Annotated in this window: 13 protein-coding genes and 2 tRNA genes; 7 read left to right on the top strand and 8 right to left on the bottom strand. The window is 54.4% G+C overall.

What is annotated here, in order from left to right; genetic code table 11:
* The first annotated feature begins 4 nt into the window (after positions 1–4).
* The 3 genes from FHS27_RS31550 to FHS27_RS13685 all read left to right on the top strand — a co-directional run bounded on the left by FHS27_RS31550 (position 5) and on the right by FHS27_RS13685 (position 1813).
* Positions 5–1072 (top strand): NUDIX hydrolase, encoded by a 1068-nt coding sequence (locus tag FHS27_RS31550; protein WP_315854562.1) that lies wholly within the window; start codon positions 5–7, stop codon positions 1070–1072.
* A 125-nt stretch (positions 1073–1197) separates the two neighbouring features.
* Positions 1198–1521, top strand: a complete 324-nt coding sequence (gene trxA / locus FHS27_RS13690) for a thioredoxin (RefSeq protein ID WP_009096459.1) — start codon at positions 1198–1200, stop codon at positions 1519–1521.
* A 219-nt stretch (positions 1522–1740) separates the two neighbouring features.
* A tRNA-Cys gene (locus FHS27_RS13685) sits at positions 1741–1813 on the top strand.
* A 667-nt stretch (positions 1814–2480) separates the two neighbouring features.
* On the opposite strand, the gene FHS27_RS13675 is transcribed toward FHS27_RS13685, so the two are convergent.
* The 4 genes from FHS27_RS13675 to FHS27_RS13660 form a co-directional block, all read right to left on the bottom strand.
* Complete coding sequence (locus FHS27_RS13675) at positions 2481–5006, bottom strand: glycoside hydrolase family 127 protein (RefSeq protein WP_184305488.1); 2526 nt, start codon at positions 5004–5006, stop codon at positions 2481–2483.
* 106 nt (positions 5007–5112) lie between these two features.
* Positions 5113–5919 (bottom strand): SDR family NAD(P)-dependent oxidoreductase, encoded by an 807-nt coding sequence (locus tag FHS27_RS13670; protein WP_184305487.1) that lies wholly within the window; start codon positions 5917–5919, stop codon positions 5113–5115.
* Between the two features lie 12 nt (positions 5920–5931).
* Entirely contained in the window at positions 5932–6702 is a 771-nt protein-coding gene (locus FHS27_RS13665) for an SDR family NAD(P)-dependent oxidoreductase (protein ID WP_184305486.1), read from the bottom strand.
* 190 nt (positions 6703–6892) lie between these two features.
* Positions 6893–9394 carry a family 16 glycoside hydrolase gene (locus tag FHS27_RS13660; RefSeq protein ID WP_184305485.1) on the bottom strand — a complete coding sequence of 834 codons (2502 nt, stop codon included), beginning with the start codon at positions 9392–9394 and terminating at the stop codon, positions 6893–6895.
* A gap of 262 nt (positions 9395–9656) precedes the next feature.
* Between FHS27_RS13660 and FHS27_RS13655 the strand changes: the two genes are divergently transcribed.
* Together FHS27_RS13655 and FHS27_RS13650 are read left to right on the top strand one after the other, a co-directional pair.
* Positions 9657–10811: a XylR family transcriptional regulator gene (locus FHS27_RS13655; RefSeq protein WP_184305484.1), complete on the top strand. Its 1155-nt coding sequence runs from the start codon at positions 9657–9659 to the stop codon at positions 10809–10811.
* A 1050-nt stretch (positions 10812–11861) separates the two neighbouring features.
* Positions 11862–11934 (top strand) — tRNA-Lys (locus tag FHS27_RS13650).
* On the opposite strand, the gene FHS27_RS13645 is transcribed toward FHS27_RS13650, so the two are convergent.
* Entirely contained in the window at positions 11910–12212 is a 303-nt protein-coding gene (locus FHS27_RS13645) for a hypothetical protein (RefSeq protein ID WP_184305483.1), read from the bottom strand. The two genes, FHS27_RS13650 and FHS27_RS13645, sit on opposite strands and share 25 nt — an antisense overlap.
* A gap of 129 nt (positions 12213–12341) precedes the next feature.
* On the opposite strand from FHS27_RS13645, the gene FHS27_RS13640 reads away from it, so the two are divergent.
* Positions 12342–13178: a serine/threonine-protein kinase gene (locus FHS27_RS13640; RefSeq protein WP_184305482.1), complete on the top strand. Its 837-nt coding sequence runs from the start codon at positions 12342–12344 to the stop codon at positions 13176–13178.
* Between the two features lie 13 nt (positions 13179–13191).
* Positions 13192–13785, top strand: a complete 594-nt coding sequence (locus tag FHS27_RS13635; protein WP_315854569.1) for an ISAzo13-like element transposase-related protein — start codon at positions 13192–13194, stop codon at positions 13783–13785.
* A 112-nt stretch (positions 13786–13897) separates the two neighbouring features.
* On the opposite strand, the gene FHS27_RS13630 is transcribed toward FHS27_RS13635, so the two are convergent.
* The 3 genes from FHS27_RS13630 to FHS27_RS13620 are packed head-to-tail and all read right to left on the bottom strand — an operon-like array spanning position 13898 to position 20898.
* Positions 13898–16321 (bottom strand): glycoside hydrolase family 127 protein, encoded by a 2424-nt coding sequence (locus FHS27_RS13630; protein ID WP_221225099.1) that lies wholly within the window; start codon positions 16319–16321, stop codon positions 13898–13900.
* Between the two features lie 53 nt (positions 16322–16374).
* Positions 16375–19023, bottom strand: coding sequence for an endo-1,4-beta-xylanase (locus FHS27_RS13625; RefSeq protein WP_184305480.1), 2649 nt, complete (start codon positions 19021–19023; stop codon positions 16375–16377).
* Positions 19024–19077: 54 nt separating this feature from the next.
* Positions 19078–20898, bottom strand: a complete 1821-nt coding sequence (locus tag FHS27_RS13620) for an NPCBM/NEW2 domain-containing protein (protein ID WP_184305479.1) — start codon at positions 20896–20898, stop codon at positions 19078–19080.
* Positions 20899–21014 lie beyond the last annotated feature (116 nt).

Below are 21014 nucleotides of genomic sequence, written 5' to 3'. Positions count from 1 at the left end.
TCCGGTGAACCTCAACACGCCCCAGCCGAACAACGCTTCCCTCCCCCGCGACGCTTCTCTCCCCCACGGTGTCGTTGCCGGGAACCGTCGCACGGGGGCGAGGAGCAACCGGCTCGAAGCGTCTCAGGTAGCCGGAGAATTGCAGGTCGGCAAAGAATTCCAGACCGCCGAGCACCCGACAAAACAGTCGGGGAACACGCCCGCACGCGATTCGGCTGTGACAGCCGAAAATGGTCCCGCAAACGCGTCAGCAGGCCGCCCGCTGAGTCAGCTGAAACGTGCTTCAACGGATCAAACGGTGGAGCGTCTTGCGGTACAAATGGCCGAGACTCTCGCCGAACGTTTGCAGCGGATCGAGGACTCCACGACGTCCGACTCGCTTGATTGGAACATGACCCCGCAGCTCGCCTACGGACGACACCGAGGTCCCTCGCGTTTGAAATCCAGACGTGCCGCAGTGGCGGTGGGGATATTTTACGATCCCCAACACGGCTGGATTTTTCCGTTGACCCGGCGTCCCAACACCCTGCGGCATCACGGGGGACAGATCTGTTTTCCTGGTGGACGCATCGAACGTGGCGAAACTCCCGCCGAAGCGGCGCTTCGCGAATTCGAAGAAGAACTCGGCCTTCCTGCCGACGTGCACCGGGTGTGCGGCAATTTGCCACTGCAGTTTGTCTACGCCAGCGACAACGAGGTAACCCCAGTGGTTTGCGTCCTGCGCCTGCCCGACCAGCCTTGGAATCCAGATCCCGGCGAAGTCGACGAAGTGATCCATTTGCCGTTGGCGGCCGTCCTCGAGCAATCGCGGGTTCGTCTCATGTGGCACCGAAGGTCAGTCCACGCCGCGTCGAATCCTGCCTTAGAAGTCGCCCAAATTCGGTTCAGTGCCCCCGCGTTTGAATACCAATCGCTCCGGATCTGGGGGGCCACTGCGGTGATCCTGGATCAGTTGGCCCAGTGTTTGCTGCCACGTCGGGCTCGTCTCGATCGGCCTCCGACCCTGCCAACTTGGCTGGCCGAGACGCTTCCGTCGGCGGACGCCTCTGGTGTGCGAACATTGAGACGGTAAATTGTGTCTTCTGAGACCTCGGCTCGGAATCACATGCGTGGACTCGGAACGACATCTTTGTGAACCACGTTTGACATCACTGGACAATTCTCTCCAACTCTCAACTACATCTACAGGATCCAATCATGGCGTCAGAAGCCGTAAAAGAATTCACCGATGCAAATTTCGACTCCGAAGTCCTCAGCAGCGATTCGGCTGTCCTCGTCGACTTTTGGGCCCCTTGGTGCGGCCCTTGCCGTCAGATCGCTCCGATGATCGACGAATTGGCTGACGAAAACCCCGGTGTGTCGATCGGCAAAGTCAACATCGACGAGAACCCAGGCGTCGCGCAAAAGTTCGGCATCAACAGCATCCCAACGCTGTTGTTGTTCAAGAACGGCGAAGTCTCCGAAAGTTTCGTCGGGATTCGCCCGAAGGCTGCCCTCCAGCAAGCGATCTCGTCGGTCTGATTCGAAATTTTCGTGCGAGGGAATTCAAGCTCTGGCATGAAAGTGTCGAATAGACGGTTATCACCGAGATTGAGACGATGAAGGAAAAAAACGGGGCAACCCGGTCTTCCTAAACGGAACAATTTCTGCAAAGTTTGTCGTTGACCCAAACGTTCTCTTCGAAAACGTTTTTCTCACACGAGACTTCTCCCAACCGGAGGAGGGTCAACGGTTCAGGAAGGCGACGTGGCCAAGTGGCTAAGGCGAAGGATTGCAAATCCTTTATTCGTGGGTTCGAATCCCACCGTCGCCTCTTTCAAATAGGCGGGTTTTCTTTATTGCCGAAACACCTCCGGGTGACTTGCCGAGTTCTGGCAGCGCGGCGTTTTCTTCGAAGCGCAAAACGGTAAATACCGTTTTGGGTTTTAACGGCAAAGCGTTACCGTGCCCAAACTCTCTCGAGCTGTCCCAAAGCACCGAAAGCACTGGCCTTCCGGACCAGCCCTGGTGACCCTCAGCGACCGCGATTTCTACCTCGGCCCCCCATGGATCGAAAACTTCGATTCAGGAATCTGATCGGCGCGCTGCCGAGTATCGGACGGGCGGCCGCCAAATGCCGTTTTCAGACGTCGTCGCGACCTGCGTCTGAAATTTCTCGGCCACGCCGAAATCCATCAAGCGAAAAACGGCGTCACGGTGACTGAACCGCAGGCGGGGAGCCCAGTGGATCGCACCTGCGGCAATCAAGGAGAAAACATCGCGGCCGTTGACGGCGTGTTGGCGGAGCAGTGCCGCGTCGCTGCTCCCTCTCGCCAATTCGACTACAGCAAATTGCAGCCATCGAAAGCCGCTCGCACGTCACTCTTGTCTGCGCGGGCGACTGTGTTTTCGAGCATGAATCAACCGAATCAGGAACCGATAAACGAGGCTCGGGCACTTGGCATCAATTCAAGAATGACACCACTTTTTTAAATTCACAGCTAGCGAATCGTTGCTTCAAGGACACCACCGGACCAATCGGTTTGCAATTCGACTTCAATACGGAGGTGGTCAATCGTCGTCGTTGGAAATCGGATGGTATTGAATTGGTCAATCTCGGTGGGGCCCGAAGATTGTTCAGGGATCGGAATCCACTCATCGCCCGACGACTGCAGGACTCGCCACTGGGTCGGAACGCGGCAATGCCGATGGATGCGTCGCTCGTCCCACCAGTAAACACTCACTTCGCTAATCTCCGCGGGCTCGGCGAAGTCACACTGAATCCATTCCAAGGTGCCACGATGGTCCCACCAGGTGAAACGAGGGATCGTCTCGTCGTCGGATCCGTTTGTCTCTGCTTGATCAAAGATTGCTTGGACGGTGCCGTCGCCGTTGAACGAAGCCGTCCAGTTGCCACGGCTCGCGATCGTCGGCACCGTCGGTTCTGTTGCCATCAAGAGTGAGGTCGGCAACCAAACCTTCCGTGCGGTTGCTGCTCGATTGGAGTGAGCGAAAAAGGGGATGGCGGTCAGGTTGACGTGATCGATCGTGTTGGACGACTTCTGCGGTTGGTAAAGTTTGTCATCAGGATTGCGAGGCTTTCGTCGATGTGCGGGAACGACAATCGTCTGCACGCCATCGAACAGGTCTGGCCGGTCCACGACCTGAACGTCGTTGAAGTTCGTGACAAAGGCGGCATCAAGTTGACTGGAATTGTCAATGTCTTCAAAGCAGAAGACGATCGGGCCTTTCTGGAAGGCGACCTGGCCCGCAGCGGCTTGAACCCGAGGGTTCGCGGTCAACGCAGTGACTGGCATTGGCAGGTTGAGTGTGATCACATCGCCTGCGTTCCATTTCCTAGAGACGACCGCGTATCCATGGTTGACCGTCGGTGACGCCAGCGGTTGGCCATTGAGTCGAAGTGTCACGCCGGAGCACCAGCCAGGGATTCGCAGTTTCAGCGTCGTTTCTGCTACCAGTTCCGGTTCGGGATCGATCCTGATTTGAATGTTCTCACCGAACGGATAGTCCGTGGACTGAGTCACATCGATCTTTCCCTCTGCCGTGTGCAGGGTTGCGTGACTACCGATAAATAGATTGACATAAATCGCATCGTCAGACTCAGAGTAGATGTGCTGAGGGAGAGCTCCCATCAGTTTGAGAAACATGGGCGGACAGCAGGGGCAAGGATGCCAGTCCCACCGTTCCGCGTGACTCGACGAAGTCAGCGGACTCTCATAGAGATACTGGTTGCCTCGCAAAGAAACCCCTGAAAGTGCGGCGTTGTACAAGGTTCGTTCGAATTCATCGATATACCTACCTTGGGCGGATGCTCGGTGCATGTTGAGGTGAAAGAAACCCGCGCCGACGGCAGCACAGATCTCTTGATACCCGTCGTGAGGCAACTCAAAATCGGCTCCGAACTTCTCGTCGTGCTTGATCGCACCGACGCCCCCGGTGAGATACATGCGGCGCTCGGTCATATTTCGCCACAATCTCTCTGCGACTTCATAATACGGTTCGGCTGGACGTTCCGTGGCAATCGCAGCGAGTCCCACGCACAGCAAGGTTGCTCGCACTGCGTGACCACTAATCTTTTGCTGCTCGAAAACGGGGACGCCATCTTGTGCGTACTCGCCGAGTGATTCGCGTCCCTGGAAGTGACCACGGCCCTGAACCATGAATTCCGCAAGTGCCAGTAGTTTTTCGACATCGATTCCTGCGGCGATTTGCTCCGCTAAATCAGCTTCTTGTTTCAGAAGTCCATAAAGCTTGATGAGCGCTTCTTCGGGCAACGCGTGCCCCGGAACAACATTCATTTTGGGTGCTGGCCCAAACAGATTGGCCATGTGATCTGCGAGGCGGACCGCGACCTCCAGCAAGTTCCTTTTTCCCGTGGCGCGATAGTAGTGCACCGCAGTTTCGAACATGCAACCTGCGTTATAAATGTCATGTTGCAAACGCAGGTCGCCACCGTTGCGTCCCCAGCGTTGGTTGGGGCTTTCTAATTGTGTGTAGGTGCTGAGAAAGCAATGCGGGTCAGCTTTGGCGGCAGTGCAAATCAAGTCGACGTATCCATCGATGCGCTGCTGGAGTGCTGCGTCCGGATGGCTTATGAGAAAATCACTCGCACCGCGAATCACCTCTAAGACCAAACCATCAAACCAGGGTTCACCTTCATGCGTTCCTCCACGTCCCTCAATGATCTTTCTGAAGTTGCGAAACGCACCATCACGTTCGAATTTGTCGAGGCAGTCAACAATGGTGACCGTTTGCCAAACCTGCCTCTTAGGTGACCAGAATGCGTCGTCGACCGAAACCCGGTTGAGCGGTACTGGCAACGCGCCGGTTTGGGCACTTGCTGGCGTAGCAACCAATGCAATCAGAAACAGTGCCAGTAGGATCGGCAGTGACCGAATCAGATCCGGCGAGCAGGTTTTTCGTTGGAGTGTATTCCACTTGTCGGGGAGAACTGCCGAGAATGAACTGCGGGTTGCCCGGGATGAATTGAGAGTTGGCTGTAGCATGATGAAAGCGATGTGGTCCTAGAGTTATGTAAGCTTAGATTGCGTATTTCGGTTGGCAGAACGTGGGCCAGCAAATTTGATAAACAGCAAAGTTCCAAGTGGTTGTTTAGCAATGCATCACACAACCACCATCAACATTGATCGTCTGACCGGTGACCTCTTTGGTCCGGTCGGAAGAAAGAAAAACGATCATGGAGGCGACGTCATCGCACGTCTGCCAGCGTCCTAGTGGGATCACGCTCTTTATCTTTTGCTCCGCCCAATCTTCGTAAGAGAGTTGGTGCTTCGGCGGCGTGCGGTCAAACCATGCTTGCCAGACAGAGCGGTTCAGTGGTGTCTTGACCATGCCGGGGCAGACTGAGTTGACGCGCACGTTGTAGGGTGCCAAGTCTTTCGCCATGCATTGGGCAAAATTAATGTTGGCGGCTTTGCTAGCGCTGTAGGGCGGGTCGGTCTGCGAGCCAATCTGGCCGGCAATGGACGCAAGGAATACAAAGGTGCCAAAGCGTTGATTGAGTAGCGGCGGCGTCAACGCATGGGCCACGTTTGCCATTCCGAGGACGTTCACCTCAATTGTCCGCTGCCAATCACGCGGAGCGAGTTCCGTAAACGGAAACCCAAACTTTCCAGAACCAATTGCCGCGCAGTGCACCACATGGTTGATGCTTCCATGTGTGGCCAGGCAAGCGTCGGTCGCCTGCTCAACTCGGTCGCAATCGACAATGTCGACGATCTGTGTCGTGACTCTCGCTCCCAAGGTTCGCAACTCTTGAGCGATCCCCTCTACACCGGGTGAGACATCCCAGAGTTCAACCGAACAGCCCTCATCACAGAACAGCCGAGCTGTAGCCAAGCCGATACCGCTGGCACCTCCAGTGATTAATGCGGAGTGCCCACTCAATCGTAAATCCATGTTTGAACTCCTTTACCAGGCTGTGAAACCACCGTCTAAAGACAAAGTCGCCCCGGTGAAGAATGTGGCCGAATCGCTAGCGAGGAAAGTCACAAACTTTCCCACTTCCTCGGCCGTTGCAATGCGACCGATAGGATGCTGGTTGCGTAATTCATCAATGAAACCCGCGGGGTCTTTGGTTTGTCGAGCAGATTCTTCTAGGATCGGGGTTGCGACCGTGCCGAGTGCGAGCGTGTTGACGCGAATGCCTTGTCCCGCGTATTCAATGGCCATTTGACGAGTGATCTGATGCACCGCACCTTTGGAAGCTGCGTACGCACCCTGGCCCCGGATGCCCACGAGTCCCGAGATCGATCCGGAATTTAAGATCAATCCGTTTCCCTGTCGGATCATGACGGGGATGACTTGCCGAGCTGCTTGGAAAAGTGCTTTGACGTTTGTGTCCATAATCCGATCCCATTCGTCTTCAGAATGTTCGTGAATGGGTTTGACGGCACTGGTGCCTGCATTGTTGAACAATAAGTCAATCTTTCCAAACCGTTGCATGGCCGCCGATGTAAATCGTTCTGCTGTTTGGGTTCTTGCGACATCTCCCTGAATGTAAGTCACGCGTCCCGTTTCGCCATCGCAATGAGATTGCAGTTTCGGTGGGCAGTGCTCCGCGATATCCACCGCGATCACTCCAGCGATCCCTGATTCCAAGAACTGCAAGACCGTTGCGAGCCCAATACCGCCCGCTGCCCCTGTTACGATTGCAACTTTGTTGTGAAGTCGTATGTCCATCGATAGGTTCTACTTTTACTGCAAAGGGTTGCGGGTCAATGAGTCAATGCGATGCTAGCTGCCTGTTGGTTTCAAAGCGGGCTTTTCGACCCGCGTCAGCAGCGTTTCACAACCTCGCTTTTGTGGAGCAAACGAAGTCTCTTGGGGGTAACGACTGCCGAAGATCAACAGGCTGTAAAAGACGCCGTTCTCATTTGACGCTAATGGTGGTGAATGAGAACGGTTTTAGCTCAACGTTGGCCGAACACTCGGGATGTTGAAGCGGTACTTGCGTTGTTTCGGGGCGAACCGAGCCAGGGTTGCGGGCCGTGTTGCCTGCATCCAGGGAAGCCGCTAGTGAAACAATTTCGGCAGCCTGGTTTTGTGGATTCATCCCGTCGATATGCAGAGAAACTGTCTGCGAATGAGCGCTTCGGTTGACCAATTGAATGACAACCGTATCGGTCTTTTCATTGCCGGTGGCAACGATGTCCAGTGTGTCCGGGGGATCGTTGCCGTTGGTCGCGGTTGCGTTGGACTTTAACAGCCATGGCTGGTATGCCTCGGAGATCATTTGGGTCACATAGCCAGGTGGCTGTAACCAAACCTTGGACTGATTGAGAAAAAGGAGACCTTGATCCCAGCCGTTGTCGTTTTGTCCGTCAGGCTGCAAGCAGTTCGCGGACAATGCCATCGGGACTCGGCCATCTCGCATGATCCGACCAATCATCTCGGCGTTACTCAACGCGCGACGGTGTCGGTGATTGTTTGCGTTGAATTCGAAGACGACGACCCGATGTGCGGCGCCGTCAGCTAATTTTTCCAGAGCATCGACAAAAGTGAAAAACGCATTCATGGAATTGGTAGGTTCAGGACCATCGGTCCACATGTGAACGTCGAACCAAACTTCTGTCCCGAGCTCTCTGGCAAGCTGAAGGATTTGCTGGTGCGTTTTGAGCGAGTGGATTCCGCCCGCTGCACCGGAGATTGAGTAGAGATCAAGGATCGGTTCGTCATATTGAAAGTCACCGACGATGAGAATCAGGTTCGGGTCTCGATTCCACAACGCTCTAGCAATCGGCTCGAAGCGTTCCCAGTAGGCTTGGTCGACAGACTCTTCGTTGCCGAGTTGGAGATATCTGATTCCATAGGCTGATGCGTGACCGTCTGCCACTCTCTTAGCTCCCCAAGAAGAGTTTTCACTTCCATTGGCGTATTCGAGGAAGTCGACCATGTCCTGTGGTGATTCATCGATACTAAAACAGGGGACTCCTTGAAATCCTGTTGCGTCGCAAAGGTTGAGGAAATCGATAATCCCCCAGCCATTGGTTGAGAAGTCATACCAATGGCCGTCATAGGGTTGCCGAAAATCACGCGGCCCGATCATGTTTTTCCACCGATAATTGGGCGGGTTGTCGACCATCGAGCCGCCGTAACGCAAGACCGTGATTCCCTGGTCCATCAGTCCTTCGACCACATCGCGGCGAACGGGCAGTTCCTGGTAGCGTCCCCAGGATCCCGGTTGCAAAAATGCGTATCCCACCTCGACTTGTCCAGGTTGGGTGAGTCGCACGACAAAACGCCCTTGCTCGGTCTCGCCGTCTGGAGTGATCTCAAAATCGTGAACTTGCCATTCTTGGCTTGGCCCCGTCGTCAATGTCGTTTCCGCTAAACAAGCATTGCGCTCAGAATCCTCTAACGACACCATGATTTCTGTTGCCTTCGCAGTGCGCAACCATAGGCGGGCTTCATACGGTTTTGACTTGCGAAAGTGCATGCCGCGACGATTGAGGCCGCGGTTCGCGATGCCGACGTAACCGGATCCTTGAACAAACGAGACACGCTGACTTTGATTGCCAATAAACGGATCCGTGGAGACGAGATCGAAATTCCCAACCGCCGTGGGTGCACTGAGTGCATCCCACATTCCGCTGACTTCGAGGCTTGTATCTCTTCTCGTAAATTCGACCGTTTGTTCTTTTTCGCCGTTGATGATTTTGAGATCGCGGTACTCTGTCGCCTTATGCCATTGCCGCAGTCCAACGTTTCCGGTGGGCAGCGGATTCGGATCGTGGACTTCTGCGATGCGTTCGCCGTTGACAAAGACTACAAAGTGATCTTCCTTGAGTTGCACACGCAGGCGACACCATTGATTTGTCGGAACCGAGACCGGTTGGTGCGCAAGCAGTTCGAAGTTTCGGTCGTGTCGGCCGACGACTAAGCGGTCATTCCTGCTGTCGAGCGAGATTTCATAGCCGGCAAAATTGTCTGCTCCTACCTTCGCGTGATTGGTAGCGACAAGCAGACCACCGTTGCCTTCCCTGTCGTCGGCAAATCTGACTTCGACACTGACTTCGCCCCGATGAATGGATGGCCCATCGCAAATCAACTTGGGGCCATCTCCTGGTGAACCGACCAACACGCCTCCGGTCGTCAACTGCCATTGACCTCCGTAACCGCTGAAGCCCTGTAGCGGACTCACGTCGCCCGGTTCTTGAAAGCTTTCGCCAAAAATCATTTGGCTGTAGATCCCCCCGTAGATCTCGTGATTGACATCTTCGATGCATGCCCCTGTTAACCAGGGTGACACCGATTTCAACCGTTGCTGGGCATCCACGTGCAGCACGACATCTTGTGAGAATCCTTCGGCGCACGTCGTAATCAAAATCGCCGCGACTAAATATCCAATCAAAGGTCGGTGTGGGAGTAGCATCTTCGTTCTTCGGGAGTTGCAGGGGGATGTGCGAACTTGAGGCTAGAGATTCTGGATTGGATGTCACTCCATGACCATGAGAACGTTGTGTCTCGCATGAGTTTTTTTGTCACACGGGAAAGTTGGAGATTGACCTGCCCAGGCACCAAGAGCAAGCTATTGCAGGAGCTTTAAGGCCGCATCCGGAAATGCCCTTGCTCCGTCAGCTGTCTGTAGCGTGCCGGCAGGAGAGTTTTTGCGTCAGATGCCACAGGGGGTTCCCATGGTGAAACGGAAGCTTCGAGTGGCCCTGTTGGTGGAGACCGCGACAACCTACGGCCGCGAGATTTTGGAGGGCATTGCTCGATACCAGAGCACCCGAGCCCGCTGGTCGACCTTCACTGATGAGCGAGAACTCGGTGCGGCGCCACCGAAGTGGCTGCTCGATCGAGATTGGGATGGGGTTATCTGCCGGACAACGACTCCGGAGTTGGCGGCTCAGATTTTGGCGAAACAGATTCCCACGGTCGATCTAAATGACCTCTACGATGATTTGGGACTGCCACGCATCCAATCTGATATGCGAGCCATTGGACGCCTTGCAGCCGCACATTTATACGAACGCGGATTTCGCAATTTTGCGTTCTGTGGATTCCACCACGAGACTTGGTCGGATCAACGCTGCGAAGGATTTCGGAATCATTTGTTGGACCTTGGTTTTGATGCAGCGGTCTACCGGTCGGTGTGGCGTGGCAAGTCCGCGCCGATTTGGGACGTTGACCAGAGGCAGTTAACCGACTGGTTACAGTCTCTTCCCAAACCACTTGGACTGATGGCGTGCAACGATGTGCGTGGACAGCAGATTTTGAATGCATGCCTGGCATCGGAGATCTATGTCCCGGAGCAAGTGGCTGTGATCGGAGTCGACAATAATCAGCTGTTGTGCAGTTTCAGTGATCCACCACTTTCCAGTGTTCGGCCCAATCCACAGCGTATCGGGTTTGAATCTGCGGAGTTGTTGGATCGTCTCATGTCAGGACAAACCTGTTCGGAACAACTCCGGCTAATCGAACCCATCGAAGTTGTCGTGCGGGCGTCGACTGATGCGCTTGGGATTGATGATGACCTGGTTGTCGAAGCGATTGTTCTGATCCGAGATTTAGCTTGTCTGGGAATTTCGGTACAAGACTTAGTCAAACGGCTTGGCGTCTCACGAAGCACATTGGAACGGAGGTTTCGGCAGGTCGTTGGTCATAGTCCCCAGCAGGAAATCCGCGTTACCCAATTGCGGCGAATCAAAACGCTACTCCGCACCACCGAATTGCCACTTGCGGAAATAGCCAGCCTGACCGGATTTGAACATACCGAATACATGACGGTCTTCTTCAAACGGCTGACGGGAATTCCTCCCAATACGTTCCGTCAAGAATTGAATTAGAGATGGTCATCATTGACGAATGGTGTGCGCCGATCTCTCCGGTTGCACGTTGTCGCTCTGCGTACGTATTCGGTTTGGATTTCTGGGTTGACCAAATTCTGAAGGTCTTTGCCTCCGCGTTTGAACCTACGAGCGTTGTCAAGAAACGTCGCTGAGTGTTGGAGGCTGAGTTCGGTTGAGTCCAGCTACGGTGAACGGGCACATCATCGCTGGAAATGCTGTAGCCGAGTTGGCTCTCGCGTAGACGATTTCGGTTTTCGCGTGTGGGCTGAGTGCGGTTTCATAGCAGAGTATCCATTCAGCGAGTGGGAGAAAACGGCGACATCGCTGACGACATATATCCGGCGGAAATCGGAGAGTCGCGTACGGTTACAAAATTGGCTGTTTGCCCAATTGGTTAGAGGGGCGATCGGTTGATCGTTGTTGTTCTCATCGGCTCATTTTTGGTGGACCCCATGCAGCGATCGGGACCGTCGTAGGGGGCTAAATTTTCGAGGCGACTTCAACGGGTTTCATTGATCGGCATGGTTGTGCTCCGATTGCCCGTTTCGATGGTTCTATCCTCGATCACGGTGAGGTTCTTACGCTTTTCGCCGGTCAGCAACTGTCTCCCCACGGTTTTTCCGGGTTCGCGCTCCCACTCCAAAGTTCGTTTGCGTTTTTCATCCGAAAGTGCCATCGCTTCTTTCGTTGCTGACCTGAATGGATCCTGAATGCCGAGATACGGCGTTTTTTAGAATCAACCGTCATGCAAATCACGAGCGGCGAGGTGGGATCCAGTGTCCAAATTAGGCGAATCGGGGCTTTCACTGTTTTTCGAAAACGCTACAATTCCCGGCTCAAAAGAGGACGCGTCGTGGTTTCAGCCTGCAGGGAGCAGATCACAACTCCCCGATTAAAAGGTTCGGATCCGACCGCCGACTCTTGTGATCCCCCACCGATTGACCAATCGATGGGGAGATTGCAAAATTGGTGATTCGCGACGAGAGAGCGGCCCACGGGTATCTTTCTCAACTGCGCGAAAACACCAATGTGGCTTCCACCACAACCGCCCCTATAGCTCAGTTGGTAGAGCAAATGACTCTTAATCATTGGGTCCTAGGTTCGAGTCCTAGTGGGGGCATCTAGAGGTAAGACATTCAAAGCCGATGCAAGACAAACCCAGTTATTTACGGGTTTTTCTGAATCGGCTTTTTTCTTTGGCCCGGAATGTCTGCCATTGTCCTGCACCGTCGGTGGTGGATTTTGTGGTGTTTTTTGTGGTTCCAGCTCAGCTGCCTTTTCTTCGTCATCCATAACGTGATGGGAGGCTGATTTCGGTTCTGCTACGGTCGCCGTCGCCGCACTCGGCATCTTGACGCCTTCGATGACAGCTCGGTCGAAGCTCGTCTGCATCGTCATGGCGTAGTGCTTGTTCGCTACGTCTGGAGAATTGCCAAGCCAGCTGGTTACGTCTTTGGCGGGGTAGTTCCCAAGCCATCTCAACCTGTTGCGCACACTCAAGATGTCTTTGAACCCGCAGAATGCACGATGAAGCGAATTGGTCCCTATGAGGTGATTCGAGAACTCGGCCACGGTGCGTTCGGTCGCGTCTATCTGGCAAGAAATACCGAATCAAGCGATCCCGTTGCGATCAAGATCGCCCACCACGCCAACGACCGAAGAGTGCTTGCCGAGGGACGTTCGTTGATTCAACTTAATCATCCTGGAATTGTTTCCATGCTTGAGGTAGGCAGCGACGGCGATCTTCATTACTTGGTATCTGAATACACAACCGGTCCCAATCTCGAGACCGCGTTGCAGTCACCGTCGTTCGATTGGATTCAATCGGTCAGGATCGTAATCGCCGTCGCGGAGGCACTGTCACACGCCCATGCTCATCGTGTGATCCGCCGGGATATCAAGCCAGCCAATATCATCTTGGTAGAGCCCGATCGACCGGTATTGGTCGACTTTGATCTGGCGGTCGACGAAACCTCGGGGGCTGAAAATTTGAAAGGGGACTTTGCCGGAACGCTGGCCTACATGTCGCCCGAGCAAGTTATCGGCGAAGGGCATCGGCTCGACGGAAGAACGGATATCTATTCGCTTGGCGTCGTCCTGTATCGAATGCTGACAGGTCGATTGCCTTTTCACTGCGACGACGCTGCCGAACTGAAACGTCAGATCCGTGAGGACGATCCACAGCCACCGCGGCAACTGGTGCCGAATCTGCCGATGGATTTGGACAGCATTTGCGTGCAAACGCTGTCCAAGGACTATCCCGATCGACAAACCACCGCCGGAGACCTAGCAACTCAATTGCGAGGCTTGCTGGGGACAGTGAGGTGGCCTGGGTTTCGGGGGCCACGTGAGTCCTTAAACTGAAAGGAACTCAAGGATCCCCAGATGCCACGAAAGACCAAGCCTTGAGCTAGTCCTGAACGACGTACCTACTGGAGCAGATACGGGCGAGTTGGCTGCGGACGCAGTTCGTCGTTACTGGTATCGAATGGGACAGTCACGCTACTCTGGGGGCGGGGGGATTTTAGCACTGGCTGATTGTGGTGGCAGCAACGGATACCGAGTTCCACTGTATCGAGAACGACTTCATCGAGTGGCCCAGCTGCTGGGCATTCCAATCCGAGTCGCTCACCTCCCGCCGTACTGCAGCAAATACAATCCGATTGATCACCGCCTGTTCTGTCATCTGACACAGGCGATCAGCGGTCGCTTGGTCGAGTCACTTTCCTGGATGCAGTTGCTGTTCTCCAAAGTCAGCACGCGAACCGGACTCCGAGTCATTTGCGAATTAGCTCGCAAAACTTATCAAACCGGCATCAAAACAGCAGCCGAATTTCGTCAAAACGAACCGACAGAGCGTGATGAAACTCTCGGTCAATTCAACTATTGCTACCAGCATGAAATCCCGAAGTTATTTCCGAACAGCTCCTTAGCCTCGTGGCGAACCGTCCAGTGGGTCACACCGATCTGATGGGCGATCGCTCGCATGCTGACGTTGTCTTTGGTGAGGAGGTTGCGAATCTGGTTGATCTTTTCTTCGGAGATCCTGCGGCGTTTGGGGCCGGTGCTATGGGACTGATCGGTTATCGAGTTGGTTTCATCAGACGGACATCGTACAGGCCACCTGCAAGCCACTTGGTAGCGATGAACTTCACGGTCAGCGTATGGTCTTTTGCATCCGCAAACGCCATTGCCGGAATTGGATACCTTATCGAAATGAACTTTCCAGGTTGGTCGCCGGTTAATTCTTGCGACGCAATCTTGGTTCCACCGGCAAAGATGTCAAATGCCCGACCGCTATCACCGCCCCAGTAGGTTACCTCCAGTTCCGCTGCTTTTTCACCGCGAGTGTTCAACGTGTACTGTATTATGGATCCATGCCGCCATTTACGGCCTTCGTGCATTCCGGTTTCGGTGTCCTCACCTTTGAAATCATGCTCCACTTCCGGTTGCTGTTCACCAATTGTGATTTGATCGATTGTGGCGGCTTCGCGAGTCGCACGCGTTCGATCTTCTTCTGCACGTTGCTCCTTCAATGCTGACATTTTTTCGGGCGACGTGAGTTCAAAATACATCTGGTATCGCTGCTCATGCAGACTGAGAAACGGCTTCAGCGAGATCCCGCCCGGCGAGTCCGGAGACACGACGTCTTTAACACGAAAATGCAGCGGTTTGCCCGAAGGATCCCGCACAACGTGACGGGGAAGTTCTTGGTCCGTCGCGAAGAATACTGGTACTTCATCGAGCGGAACCATCGGCCCGTTTGCCACATGGCCCATCCGAGCTCCATCGGCAAACGAACCGGGCAAGTCCTTTGTTCCGGTCGGGCTCGCCAACACAATCGGGCCATGCAACAACGCTACCCAATCGGATCCGTCCGGGAGACGCTCGACGCGGGTGTGCATCGGCAATTCGACCTCCACGACATCTCCCTGTTTCCACAAGCGACGCACTGCGGCATACGACGAAGGCGTCGATTCCACGGCGACAGGTTGGCCGTTGACTTTGACGGTCAGTTGTCGCGTCTTGACCCACTCGGGATGTCGAAGATAGAGCGTCAGCTCCTGAGGTTGTTTCAGCTTCATTTCTAGCCGTGTCACCGATTCGTACGGAAACGCTGTCTGTTGACGAATTGCGAAACGGTCATTCACTTGCAGTTCGGAAGCAATGAACAGATTCACATAAACGCCGTCGTTCGCTTTTGCGTAGATGAACTGCCCGTAGCGACCGGGGTTTTCCATTCCAGTGCCGACACAACACCAGAAACAGTTCTCGGGCTGCGAATAAACGCGGTAATGTTGAGGACGGATCGGCGTGAAGTAAACGTAGCCCGGCTTATCAAGATTGATCGCCGAGATGATGTGGTTGAAGAACGCTCGCTCGTAGAAGTCGGCATAGACAGCCTTCGGGTCGGCCGTGAATAGCTGCTCCGTCAGACGCAGCATGTTGTATGTGTTGCAGGTCTCCGGACCTTCCCGGTCCTTCAGCAATTCGATGAAATTGTCGGACGGGTGAAAATGTTCTCGTACGCTGTTGCCACCGAACGCCACACATCGGTTCTTTGATACCGTGTCCCAGAAGAAGCGGGCTCCGTCATGTTCCCGCGGATCGCCGATCAGCGCGGCGATGCGTTCCATGCCGATGATTTTAGGGATTTGCGTATTCGCATGCAGACCGGTCAGCCGGTCTTGGTGAGCTATCAGCGGATCGAAGACCGCCCGATGGTTGAATCGTGCGGCAGTCTTCAAGTATTTTTTATCACCGGTGATGGAATAGATATCAGCCATCACTTCATTCATTCCGCCGTACTCGTTGTTGAGCATGCTTTGCATCTGGTCGTCAGACAGATCGGCGGTGACGCGGACACACCAGTCACCGAGACGCACCAGCAACTTGCGTCCTTTTTCCTTGTTCGCAACAAGATAAGCGTCACGTAGACCAGCAAACGATTTGTGAACGTTGTACCAGGGGACCCATTTGTTCCAGACCGCACCTGTATCACCCGCTGCCACCTTCGTCCACAATTCTCGACTTCCCGGCACCCCACCGATATAGCCGCCGCCATCGGCGTTCTGGCAACGTTCCAATTCATCGAGCATGTAGTCCAAACGACGGTTTAGCTCCCCATCGCTGGTGTCGGCACCGGCAGCCACCATCAATGACAGGGCGGATAAGTAGTGACCGCCCGTGTGCCCATCAAGCCCGCTACTCTCCCAATTGCCATAGGATTCCGCTTTCGGCTCGAGGCCTGCCTCGCGAAGAAACGGAGCCAGCAATCGATCGGGTTCAAGGGCGAGCAAATACTCTCGATTCGCGTTCACCGCAGCACTGAGTTGGCTTTCACTGAGCAAGCGAACCGCGGAGAGCGGAAACAGTTCCGCGGGTTGTGTCGGGGCAACCGCAAAATGCTGGCGAGTATCCTGCGCATGCGCCAGCGAAGCCAAACTCGCGATCATCAATCCCATTATCCATTTCGCCATCATGCATGTCTCTCGTTTTCGTTTCACGGAAATCGTTTTTCGAAGTTGATTTCACCAGAAATCCACTCTTCACTTTGCCTTCACGGCGACGGATGTGATGGAGAGGAATCGGACCGGATTAATGTCTCGATGACCGCGTGGTAGGCGGGTTTGGGATTGAGATCGCGGTCGAACAGAAGCGGGTGATTCGTACGTTGCCAGGGCCATTCGTTCAGCCAACTCTGGCCATCGTGGAGATTCCAAAAAGTGACCCGCACGACCACATCCGAATAGTGTTCGATTACGTCGAACAGCTTGGCGTATTGTTCAGCCTGCCTTTCTAGTACATCCGGCGGGCTATGGTGGGGATAGGGATTCGATGCCGCCAATTCCGCTCGGTGCACTCCGTCATCGGCATACCATCGGGCTCGAGTAACCACGTCCATGTCAAGCTCCGAAAAGATGACCTTGACGCCGATTTGGCGCATCGCGATGAGTGCCGCCTCGATTCCCTCGTAGGGGATCTTTCCGTACTCGTAGTGAGCTTGCAGGCCAATCGCGTCGATGGGGCCGCCTTGGGCTTTGACAGACTTAACGAGACGAACCAGTTTCTTCAATTTGCCGGGTTGGGTGCAGTTGTAATCGTTGTAAACCAGCAATGCGTCAGGGTCAGCCTCGCGCGCGTATTGGAAGGCTTTCACGATGAATTCCTCGCCCGTAATACGCGACCACTCGATGTCTCGCAGGTATTCGTCGTCCGAATCCGCGAGTGCTTCGTTGACGACATCCCACATGTCGATCCGGCCTCGGTAGCGTCCAACCACGTTGGCAATGTGCGTCTTGAGCCGGCTCAGTACAAGATCCTTTGATGCCTCTTGATTCCCATCTCGAAAGAACCACGCCGGGGTCGTCCCCGGTCGCGACCAGACCAAGCAGTGCCCAGCGACTTCAAGCTCATTGGCTTCGGCGATGTCCATCAGCGCGTCAGCATTGGCAAAGTCGAACTCGCCCTCTGAAGCTTGGACGACATTCGGTTTCATGCTGTTCTCGGGCGTCAGTATTTGGAAATTTCGCTTGATCAAAGCAAGGTCATCTGAGCGGCGCAAGACATCGAAATCGGTGCCGACGCCGATTTTGAATCTTCCTCCCACCGCCTTTTTCAGTGACGAATGGTGCTGCGTTGATTGTCGACCGCTCACCCGAAAGCGATTGAAGTCGACCGATCCACCAGTGTTTTTGGTGGCGAAGTTGAACAGTGCGAAGCGGTAGCCCATGAAGTGTGGCAGCGTATAAACCATTTGGACTGGATCGCCGATTTTGGTCCACTGTTTCGCATCGAGACTGAAGAAAAAGTACGCTTTATCCTCGCCGTCTCTGAAATCACAGTGCACCTTAAAGAACACGGTTTCTTGAGTCAGAGGGATGCATTCGTGTTCCACCGGCGAGTCGCTCTCCGTACTGACCATCACGATTGATTTCTTGCTTTGTCCTTCGGCTTTGACGCCGACAAAGCCGTACTTTCGTTGCAGCACGGCCAGTCCGGTGACGTCACCGTCTTGCATGTTGGCTACATCAATGGTCGTTGTCGCAGTACTTACGGGGCCGAAGGTTCGTTGCGTGAGTGTGTTACGCGCATGCAGAAGGTCCGTCGTGGTCTGGCCCGTGGTTAAACGCAGCCAACCTGGACGGTCGGTTACCGACCAATGTTCATGGTCCGGGTTATGGTTCCACTGCCACTGAAGAGGAAGTTCGGGTTCGTCCGGCTTTCTTTCAAATTCATCGGACGCCACGATCGCTGAGACACTGTCGCTGTTGATGGGGATTGGCAGGTGGTCTGGGAGTTTGCCTTCATCGCCCAGGACGGGCCAACCGTCTCGCCATTTCATTGGCACGAGATACGGGGTCCGACCAACCGCGCCGTGGTCCTGAAACATCATCGCGTACCAGTCACCTTGCGGCGAATCGATCAACCCACCTTGAGCAACCCCGCGGTCTTGCAGGATCACTCGGCCTTCGTAAGGGCCCGTGATCTGATCGGCCCGGTGAATGATTTGCGTACGCATCCCATCGCGAGGCCAGGTGATATTCATGACATAGTACTTTCCATTGATCTTCCTCAGTTGCGAACCCTCGGCCGCCAATCCGACATTCGGGCCAGCCACATGACTGGCGTTGGGAATGATGATTTGGTCCACGCCGCCGGGCTTGATTGCCGAAGCATCCGCTGTCAACTCGACAAGCTTTAGATCACCACCACCGTAAACCATGTAGACGCGTCCGTCGTCGTCGAAGAACAGCGAGTGGTCATGTAATGCCGGCGAGAAAGAGTGTTCCCGCCAGGGGCCGTTTTCGATGTCTTCCGTCACGAAGACGTGCGTTTTGCCAGTCGTCGCGGAGAACGTGGATGCATAGAACTTTCCGTTGTGATAGTTCAGACTGCTCGCCCATGAACCTGCTCCGTATGCGTCTTGACCGTTTTTCAACGTCAGGGCATCGTTTTCCGCAAGCGTGTCGTAGGCATATCCGACGAGTTGCCAGCTTACGAGATCCTGGGACTTCATGATCGGCAGTCCAGGACTCATGTGCATCGTCGTGCTACTCATATAGTAGCAATCGTCGACGCGGATTACCGCTACGTCTGGTACATCGGCCCAGATGATTGGATTCTTCGCGGGCTGCGCGGACGCGGCGACATTCGCTAGAACGCAGGCACACACACAGACTAAACGGATCAACTGATATTTGTTCATGATCTGTCCTTCTTGTACGGGGACGACAAGTGACTCAACTACTCTGCACTCTTGCTATCTTGCGGTGCCCTGACTGCTTTGCGGTGTAAGGCGATACAGCCCCGCACCATGTAACGGCAATTCACGACTGAAACGGTCTTTAAACATTCCCAAGTTCTTGCCCGACCAAAGGTCGTGGACCGTCACGTTGCCGCTGATCCCAAGGTCTGCGAGATTTACCGACACGTCACTTTGATCCGTGATCTCTTGTTCGCCACGGTCGACCAATACGCCGAACACCACCGAGCCATTGCGGGACACTACACCCTTCGTCGTGAAAGTTTCATAGCCTTCGGGTAACTCATAGATGATGGTCGAATCCGCATGAGTGCCGATGCCGGTCACCGATTCACCGTTCACTAACAGCGGTTGATCTTCGCACGTTCGATTCACGCGAGGCGAACCCCAACCGGAGTCAGCATGCGTCCATTTGAGGCTTGTTAGACTGCGTTCGCCTTGCGGCCCACGCAATACCGGATTGACCCAAACGGCATGGTCATGCTCAAAGCCGTTGCCTCCATTTTTGACGAACAGCACCAACCTCTTTCCGCCCTTGACGGAAACACTGATCTCCTGTGAGTTGCCTTCGCCAGCAATGACCGGGCTTGCGTAGTCCGCAAACGCAAAGTCAGTGTTGTCACCGGAGCTTTGGGCGTTGAACAAAGCCACATATTGATCGCCGCTATTGAGCACATCAGCTGCCCAGACAATCAGGTTGTTTTTGCGAGATACTTGCCGGTTGTTGGTGCTAGCTTGATTCACCGAGATCACTTCACGATTCGTCAAAAGGCCGAGAGTGAAGTCATCAAGCTTGGTCATATCGCCTCCAAAAATCAGTGGCGAGCGGGCGATGCTCCACAAACTCATCAACGTGACTTGCTCGTCAGGCGTGAATTTGGTCGGGCGACCGAAATCCACTATTCCGATCGGAATCATATCCGCATCCGGCCATGCACCGGGGTGGCGATACGGTTGCCACGCATGCACGCGTTCAAACATTTCGCGCAGCAATCCCCAGCGATCCCAAAAGTCATCAGTGATTCGCCATAAATTGGCATGGTTCATCACATGCTCGCCAGACGACAGCGGAGTCGCGCCAGGGGAAAGACTCAGTACGATCGGACGGTCGGTTTTGTCGATGGCTTTGCGCAGCGCCTCGATCTCGGCTTTTTGAACATTGTCATAAGGTCGCGAGATGTCATCGCACTTGATGTAGTCCACACCCCAAGAGGCATACATGCTGACGATCGAATCGTAGTAGGCTTGGCCTTCGGGTTTAGTGGCGTCCACGCCATACATATCCGGGTTCCACGGGCAGGTGGAGCTGGTGAGAGCAATGTCCTTGGCTCGCAGGTCCGTGCCCAGCACCGGCGTGTTCTGCTTGACCGCTTGCTTGGGTATCCCTCGCATAATGTGGATGCCAAATCGCAGTCCTTTAGAATGCACATAGTCCGCCAGAAGCTTGAATCCCAAGTCACCGGTTGCAGACGGAAATCGATTCACTGCGGGAGTTAAACGCCCATATTCATCCATGCTGAGGTTGTAAATCGCGTTCACATCGTAGTGGTGGCTATTGGCAGTTGGTTGATACCACTGAATGTCCACGGTGAAGACATCGTATCCCGATGGCAGCAAATACTCCGCCATCGCATCGACCTGCGCCTTCGCTTGCGCTTCGGTAATCGAAGTGCCAAAGGTGTCCCAACTGTTCCAACCCATCGGCGGTGTCGGAGCAAATTGCCAATGACTGGGCGTTGTTTGAGCCATGGCTGGCAACGCACACAGACTGGAAAGCAGCAATGAGCGAGCAATGACGAGAAGGTGAATAGTTGTCATAGGAGTTTCGGGCAGTCCATCAATTTTTGATTTTGGGTGGTGGACGAGGCAACGAATCACCATCCTCAAAAAGAGGCGAGTGACTCCTCGCGTCATCCACTAGAGAGGTTTGGCAA

It is taken from the genome of Aporhodopirellula rubra (genome assembly GCF_014192335.1).
Taxonomy (GTDB): domain Bacteria; phylum Planctomycetota; class Planctomycetia; order Pirellulales; family Pirellulaceae; genus Rhodopirellula; species Rhodopirellula rubra.
The sequence above is the reverse complement of the archived record's forward strand: the minus strand, read 5'-3'. Positions and strand labels throughout refer to the sequence as shown.

Bases quoted from the DNA above. Each gene is read 5' to 3' on its own strand.
- trxA (WP_009096459.1), top strand. From the start codon at position 1,198: ATGGCGTCAGAAGCCGTAAAAGAATTCACCGATGCAAATTTCGACTCC.
- FHS27_RS13675 (WP_184305488.1), bottom strand. From the start codon at position 5,006: ATGCTACAGCCAACTCTCAATTCATCCCGGGCAACCCGCAGTTCATTC.
- FHS27_RS13670 (WP_184305487.1), bottom strand. From the start codon at position 5,919: ATGGATTTACGATTGAGTGGGCACTCCGCATTAATCACTGGAGGTGCC.
- FHS27_RS13665 (WP_184305486.1), bottom strand. From the start codon at position 6,702: ATGGACATACGACTTCACAACAAAGTTGCAATCGTAACAGGGGCAGCG.
- FHS27_RS13660 (WP_184305485.1), bottom strand. From the start codon at position 9,394: ATGCTACTCCCACACCGACCTTTGATTGGATATTTAGTCGCGGCGATT.
- FHS27_RS13655 (WP_184305484.1), top strand. From the start codon at position 9,657: ATGGTGAAACGGAAGCTTCGAGTGGCCCTGTTGGTGGAGACCGCGACA.
- FHS27_RS13645 (WP_184305483.1), bottom strand. From the start codon at position 12,212: ATGACGATGCAGACGAGCTTCGACCGAGCTGTCATCGAAGGCGTCAAG.
- FHS27_RS13640 (WP_184305482.1), top strand. From the start codon at position 12,342: ATGAAGCGAATTGGTCCCTATGAGGTGATTCGAGAACTCGGCCACGGT.
- FHS27_RS13625 (WP_184305480.1), bottom strand. From the start codon at position 19,023: ATGAACAAATATCAGTTGATCCGTTTAGTCTGTGTGTGTGCCTGCGTT.
- FHS27_RS13620 (WP_184305479.1), bottom strand. From the start codon at position 20,898: ATGACAACTATTCACCTTCTCGTCATTGCTCGCTCATTGCTGCTTTCC.